The 5,681-nt window shown below is 70.9% G+C and carries 5 protein-coding genes and 1 pseudogene; all 6 read left to right on the top strand.

Annotated features, from left to right (window positions below):
• The first annotated feature begins 818 nt into the window (after positions 1-818).
• Positions 819-2,828: an erythromycin esterase family protein gene (locus AB0B89_RS20565; protein ID WP_358554949.1), complete on the top strand. Its 2,010-nt coding sequence runs from the start codon at positions 819-821 to the stop codon at positions 2,826-2,828.
• A 27-nt stretch (positions 2,829-2,855) separates the two neighbouring features.
• Positions 2,856-3,530, top strand: a complete 675-nt coding sequence (locus AB0B89_RS20560) for a hydrolase (RefSeq protein ID WP_358554946.1) — start codon at positions 2,856-2,858, stop codon at positions 3,528-3,530.
• A gap of 119 nt (positions 3,531-3,649) precedes the next feature.
• Positions 3,650-4,279 carry an SIS domain-containing protein gene (locus AB0B89_RS20555; RefSeq protein WP_358554943.1) on the top strand — a complete coding sequence of 210 codons (630 nt, stop codon included), beginning with the start codon at positions 3,650-3,652 and terminating at the stop codon, positions 4,277-4,279.
• A complete protein-coding gene (locus AB0B89_RS20550; protein ID WP_358554940.1) occupies positions 4,276-4,509 on the top strand; it encodes a HypC/HybG/HupF family hydrogenase formation chaperone in 234 nt (77 codons plus the stop codon). The genes AB0B89_RS20555 and AB0B89_RS20550 overlap by 4 nt, the downstream gene beginning before the upstream one ends.
• Before the next feature lie 124 nt (positions 4,510-4,633).
• Positions 4,634-5,254: an SIS domain-containing protein gene (locus tag AB0B89_RS20545; protein WP_358554937.1), complete on the top strand. Its 621-nt coding sequence runs from the start codon at positions 4,634-4,636 to the stop codon at positions 5,252-5,254.
• Positions 5,238-5,681 (top strand): annotated as a pseudogene (locus AB0B89_RS20540) (hydrogenase expression protein HypE); the annotation flags it as partial. The gene AB0B89_RS20545 and the pseudogene AB0B89_RS20540, both read left to right, overlap by 17 nt.

Below are 5,681 nucleotides of genomic sequence, written 5' to 3'. Positions count from 1 at the left end.
TGGGTGGCCAGGCTCTGCTGGGTCTGGCCGTTGTGTGTGTCTGTTCTCGCGTCGGTTGTCTCGGTCACAACCCACACCACCAATCACTGTCGCGCTGGAAGGGGACAAATGGATCAGCCGGAGAACTCCGGTTTGGTGCCGTGCGCGGAGAGCCGGTCAAGCCGGCAGGAATCAAGGCGTGGAACGCTGAGGTGAGGTGACACGCTCGGCCGGCCGATGGCGCGCATCGCCGATCGCGTGAGCCGGGTGGGCCCGGCACGCGCGATTAATGGCTGCCGATTATTCGTGGCTCTGTCGCTCGGAGGGGATTGTCGCTCGGGGGATGTTCGACATATCGATAACGGACAGAACGGGTGGGCCGTTCTGTGATCCGGGGGCTTTCCGTTGCCGCTGTGTAATTATGCGGTGCCGATCTTCGGCGTGTCAATTACGTGTTCGGCCTGCTTCGCAGGTGGGAGGGATAAATAGATTGGCCCGGAACGGCGGCAACGATTGGGTATTTCCATAGAGCGCGGTGTTTGCGGTCAATGAAGGTAAAAGACATATTAAATGCGCTTATTAAGCCAGATTTCATGTTAAACGGGACATGGGCCGCCCCACGTGCGGCGCCTGCCCGCCCAACCACCCACAAACCCCCGGACATGGGGCGGAAGGCATGGCCACGGTGCCTGAGCGGGGAGGAGGCGTAGGCTCGATGTAACGGCCAAGGCCCGCCCGAGACCGTGTCGGCGGTGGCGCGGCCGGCGTGGGCGAACGCCGGCGGCGGCATCGTCGGCGCGCGACGGGCGGTCCGCCTCCGAGCGCGTTAGGGGGCCGCCATGCCCGACCGTCTGTTCCGCGACCGCAGAGATGCCGGTCGCGCGCTGGCCGGCCTGCTCGACCACTACCGCGGCCGTGGCGACCTCGTGGTGCTGGCCCTGCCGCGCGGGGGCGCCCCGGCGGCATACGAGGTGGCCAGAGCCCTCGGCGCGCCGCTCGACGTCTTCGTCGCCCGCAAGCTCGGCGTCCCGGGGCAGGAGGACCTCGCGATGGGCGCCATCGCCGGGGAGGGGACGATCGCGCTCAACGACGACGTGATCAGGGGCCTGGCCATCCCGCCGGAGGTGGTCGAGCACGTCGCCGACTGGGAGGGGCGCGAGATCGCCCGCTGGGAGCGCCACTTCCGGCAGGACCTTCGGCCGCGGATCGTCCAGGGCAGGGTCGCGATCCTCGTCGACGACGGCCTCGGGACCGGGGCGGGCATACGGGCCGCCATCAAGGCCCTGCGCCTGCTGCGCCCCGCGCGCGTCGTCGTCGCGCTGCCCGCCGCGTCCGAGGCCGCCTACGCGGAGATGGAGGCGGAGGCGGACGAGGTGGTCTGCGCGACGACCCCGTCGCCGTTCTTCGCGGCGGATCAGTCCTACTGGGACTTCACCGAGGTCACCGTCGAGGACGTACGTGACCTGCTGCGCGCGTCCGCCGCGTCGGTGGCGGCCAAGGCGGGCGGGCAGGGCCGTGCGGAGGTCACCGCCATCCGCGCGGAGGCCACGCACGCCGATGACGGCATCCCGAGCCCGGAGGCGCTGTTCGACCTCGTGGGCGACGCGCACCTGGTGCTGATAGGCGGGTCCTCCCACGGCACGCACGAGTTCTACGCGGCCCGCGCCGCCATGACGCGGCGGCTCATCGAGGAGAAGGGGTTCCGCGCCGTCGCGGTGCAGGCCGACTGGCCCGACGCCTACCGGGTCAACCGGTACGTCCACGGCCTCAGCCAGGACGCCACGGCCGAGGAGGCGCTGCGCGACTTCCGGCATTTCCCGGCCTGGATGTGGCGCAACGCGGTGGTGCTGGACTTCGTGGGATGGCTGCGCGAGCACAACGACCTGGGCCTCGGCGGGAACTCCGACAAAGCGGGCTTCTACGGGCTCGATCTGTACGGGATTCACCGGGCGATGTATGAAGTGATCACCTATCTCGACGGCGTCGACCCCGCCGCCGCGGCCCGAGCTCGCGAGCGCTACGCCTGCTTCGACCACCTCGGCACCGGCGCCGGTCAGGCGTACGGGGCCAAGGCGGCCTGCGGGGCAGGGGAGGGCCGGGAGGACGAGGTCGTCGGGCGGCTGGTGGAGCACCTGCGGCAGGCGATGGACCGCGCGCGCAGGGAGGGACTGCCGGCCGAGGAGGAGCTCTTCTACGCGGAACTGAACGCGGCGGCCATGAAGACGGCCGAGGAGCACTACCGCTCGATGTTCTCGGGGCGCGTCTGCTCATGGAACCTGCGAGACCGCCATATGGCCGACACCCTGGACGCCCTCCTGGAACATCTCGGCCGCGGCGGCGGGCCGGCGAAGATCGTCGTATGGGCGCACAACGCCCACGTGGGCGACGCCCGGGCGACGGAGGCGGCGTGCCGCGGCGAGATCGACCTCGGCCGGCTCGTACGTGAGCGGCACGGGAAGGGATGCCGCGTCATCGGCCTCACCACCTACACCGGCACCGTCACCGCGGCGGACGGCTGGGGCGGGCCGGCGGAGCGCAAGTGGCTGAGGCCCGCGCTGTGCGACAGCGTCGAGGAACTGTTCCACGAGGTGGGGGAGAAGGCGTTCTTCACCTCGTTCGACAGGGCTCCCCGATCGGCTGATGTGCTGAGTTCCGCGCGCCTGGAGCGCATGGTCGCCGCCGTCTACCGGCCCAGGTCCGAGCGGCGGAGCCACTACTTCCGCGCCCGCCTGCGCGACCAGTTCGACGCGGTGATCCACCTCGACGAGACGCGGGCCGTCGAGCCGCTCGAACGGACGGCCCGCTGGAGCCGCGGCGAGATCCCCGAGACCGGCCCGACCGGCCACTGAGGGCCCGGACGGGAAGAGGAGGACGTGATGGTGGTTCGCCAGAGCCTTTCGATCCCGGCGGCGGGCGTCTCGCTCGGGGCCGACGTCGTCGTGCCGCGGCCCGCCCACGGTGTGGTGGTGTTCGCGCACGGGAGCGGGAGCGGCCGCCACAGCCCGCGCAACCGCCACGTGGCGGACGAGCTCCAATCCGCCGAACTGGCGACGGTGCTCGTGGACCTGCTCACCCCCGAGGAGGAGGACGTCGACGCCCTCACCGGCGCGTTGCGCTTCGACATCGGCCTGCTCGCGACCCGGCTGGCCGGGGTGACCGACTGGCTCGGGCATCACCGGCCGGTCGCGGGGCTCGGCGTCGGGCTGTTCGGCGCCAGTACGGGCGCGGCGGCGGCGCTCGTGGCCGCCGCCGAGCGCCCGGCCTCGGTGCAGGCGGTGGTGTCCCGAGGCGGGCGGCCCGACCTCGCGGGCGGCTTCCTCCGCGTGGTCCACCAGCCCACCCTCCTGATCGTGGGCGAGTACGACACCACCGTGATCGAGCTCAACCGCCAGGCGATGGAGAAGCTGGCCGGGGAGACCGCGTTCGCGATCGTGGCCAGGGCGACGCACCTGTTCGAGGAACCGGGCGCTCTGGACCACGTGGCCCGCCTCGCCCGCGACTGGTTCGCCCGCCACCTGAGGAGCCAGCCGGCGGCAAGCCGTATGCGATAGGGCTAACCCGCGCTTTCCGCCCACGATCAAGCCTTTACTCCGGGTTGTCCCGCTTAGGGTGTCGGTTCCGTGCGTACGCACCGTAGCCTGGCGACTACGGTACATAACGGAGCGTACACATGCCTGTGACATCCACCACGCGCCTGGCGGTCAGCGAGGCCTTCGCCCGGCGCGACGCCGCGGGACGCCGCCTCGCGGAGGACTCCGAACGCATCGCGCAAGCGTGCCGGGACATGGCGGCGCGGTTCCACCGGGGCGGGAAGCTGATCGTCTTCGGCAACGGCGGCGCGGGCACGGACGCCTCCCACGTCGCGGTCGAGTTCATGCACCCGGTGATCATGGGCAAGCGGGCGCTCCCGGCGATGGCGCTGAGCAACGACACCGCCACGGTCACCGGGGTCGGATGCCGCGAGGGGTTCGACGAGGTCTTCGCCCACCAGATACGTCACTGGGCCGACCCGGCCGACATGGCGCTCGGGATCTCACCGGACGGATGCTGCGCGAACGTCCTGCGGGGCCTTGAGACCGCCCACGAGCTGGGCCTGTTCACGATGGCGCTGGTGGGCGGCGACGGCGGCGACATCGCGCGCGGCCCGGCGGCCGGCCACGTGCTCGTCGCGGGCTCGGAGGATCCTGCGGTGGTGAAGGAGATCCACGTCACCGCCTACCACGTGCTGTGGGAGCTCGTCCATGTCTTCTTCGCCCAGTCCAGCCCGCGCAAGGCGCCCGACCGGGAGGCCGTGAGATGACCGAACGCGTGAACTGCCTGGCGGATGTGTGCCTCACCTGCTCAGACGAGGCCCTTCCCGCGCTCGTGGTCCGCCTGATGGACCACGGCCTCGCGATCGCCGAGATCGGGGGCGTCCACGAGCAGGTGAGCGTGGCGCTGGTCGACGCGGCGCCGGGCGACACCGTGCTCGTCCACGCCAAGGAGGCCATCGCCGTGATCACGAAGGGGACGGGCGATGGGCATGGATGACGGGGCCTGCTCCGAAGGGCTACACCGCCTGTACCCCTTTCTCCACGCAGACCACGCAGACCACGCAGACCACGCAGACCACGCAGACCACGCCGACCACGCGACCCGTCCGCCCGTGGGGCACGTGAACCGGTCGACCGAGGTCAAGGCCGTGGAGATCGTACGGCTGCGCGAGCAGGTGGCGGAGCTGTACACCGAACGGCTCGCCGAGTGCGCGGAGGCGATGGCGGCCCGGTTCGAGGCCGGAGGCCGGCTCTTCACGTTCGGAAACGGCGGAAGCAGCACCGACGCGCAGGAGGTGGCCACCGCGTTCCTGCACCCCCGGCACGGACGGCCGCTCCCGGCGCTCTCCTTGACCACCGACGTCGCCCTGGTGACCGCCCTGTCCAACGACGTCGGCTTCGACGTCGTGTTCGCGCGGCAGGTCGCGGCGCTCGGCAGGCCGGGCGACATCGCCCTCGGCCTGTCGACCAGCGGGGGGTCCTCCAACCTCGTCCAGGCCTTCGAGGAGGCGTGGGGCAGGGGCATGCTGACCGTCGGCCTGGCCGGCTACCAGGGCGGAAGGCTCGCCGAGCTGGCCGAGCTGGACGTCCTCGACTACCTGTTCGTCATCCCGTCGTCGTCCGTGCACCGCATCCAGGAGGCGCAGACGACGGTCTACCACGTGCTCTGGGAGGCCACGCAGCACGTGCTCGGAGCCGACACCGACCAGCAGTGGGGGAGGCGGTATGGCCGCGACGACTGAGAAAGCGGGCAGCAGGGCGCCGGAGCAGGAGGAGCCTGTTGTCCACATACTCTGGATCAACGCCGGGCTGAGCTGCGACGGTGACTCCGTCGCGCTCACCGCGGCGATGCAGCCGAGCATCGAGGACATCGTGCTCGGAACGCTCCCCGGGCTGCCCAAGGTCGAGGTGCACTGGCCGCTGATCGACTTCAACAGCGGGCCGATGCAGGGCGCGGACGCCATGATCGAGTGGTACTTCATGGCGGCCCGCGGCGGGCTCGACCCGTTCGTCCTGGTCGTCGAGGGCTCGGTCCCGAACGAGTCGATCAAGCAGGAGGGCTACTGGTCCGGGTTCGGCAACAACCCGGAGACCGGCCAGCCGATGACCCTGAGCGAGTGGCTGGACCGGCTGGCGCCCCAGGCGACCGCCGTGGTCGCCGCCGGCACC

The organism is Sphaerisporangium sp. NPDC049002 (genome assembly GCF_040649355.1).
In the GTDB taxonomy this organism is placed as follows: Bacteria; Actinomycetota; Actinomycetes; order Streptosporangiales; family Streptosporangiaceae; genus Sphaerisporangium.
The sequence above is the reverse complement of the archived record's forward strand: the minus strand, read 5'-3'. Positions and strand labels throughout refer to the sequence as shown.

What these genes read in the sequence shown, in the direction of transcription:
- AB0B89_RS20565 (WP_358554949.1), top strand. Translation starts at nt 819, where the DNA reads ATGCCCGACCGTCTGTTCCGCGACCGCAGAGATGCCGGTCGCGCGCTG.
- AB0B89_RS20560 (WP_358554946.1), top strand. Translation starts at nt 2,856, where the DNA reads ATGGTGGTTCGCCAGAGCCTTTCGATCCCGGCGGCGGGCGTCTCGCTC.
- AB0B89_RS20555 (WP_358554943.1), top strand. Translation starts at nt 3,650, where the DNA reads ATGCCTGTGACATCCACCACGCGCCTGGCGGTCAGCGAGGCCTTCGCC.
- AB0B89_RS20550 (WP_358554940.1), top strand. Translation starts at nt 4,276, where the DNA reads ATGACCGAACGCGTGAACTGCCTGGCGGATGTGTGCCTCACCTGCTCA.